We start from the raw sequence: 521 nt of genomic DNA, 5'->3' as shown, positions 1-521 counted from the left end.
GACGCCGCGCGCGCGCAGCGCCGCCGCGGTGGCCGCGCGCGCGCGGTCGGCGGTGAGCGTGTCGCCCGGCGCCGCGTCGGGGACCTCGTGCATCACCTGCCGCACCGCGCCGTCGGCGCGCACCAGCTGGAGCCCCGACTCGGCGCGCTCGGCGATCACCGGCGAGCGGCGCACGTAGCGCACCTCCCACACCGGCCCCGGGGCGTAGCTCGTCGCGAGCGCCTGCAGCACCGCGGCGGCCCGGGCGCTCTCGCCGAGCGAGTCGCGCAGGAAGCGCCGCAGCGCGCCGTCCACCGACGCGTCGCGCACCGTCGCCGTGCGCGTCCACCGCGCCGGGTCGCTCCCCGCCGCGCGCAGCCCCGCGTCGGGGAGCGCCGCCACGCGGTCGCGCGTCGCGGTGAACTCGGGGCCGAACGCCGCGCGCTTCGGGAGCGCCGCCGCCAGCACCGCCGCCGCGACGCCGATCGCCAGCGCCGCCGCGCGGGAAGTCGAGCTTCTTGTTGTCCAGCCACCACGGCATG

The 521-nt window shown here is 80.6% G+C and carries 1 pseudogene; it reads right to left on the bottom strand.

From position 1 onward, the window contains the following. A pseudogene (locus tag PYV61_RS26535) lies at positions 1–521 on the bottom strand (hypothetical protein); the annotation flags it as partial.

This window comes from Roseisolibacter sp. H3M3-2 (genome assembly GCF_029211165.1).
Taxonomy (GTDB): domain Bacteria; phylum Gemmatimonadota; class Gemmatimonadetes; order Gemmatimonadales; family Gemmatimonadaceae; genus Roseisolibacter.
The sequence above is the reverse complement of the archived record's forward strand: the minus strand, read 5'-3'. Positions and strand labels throughout refer to the sequence as shown.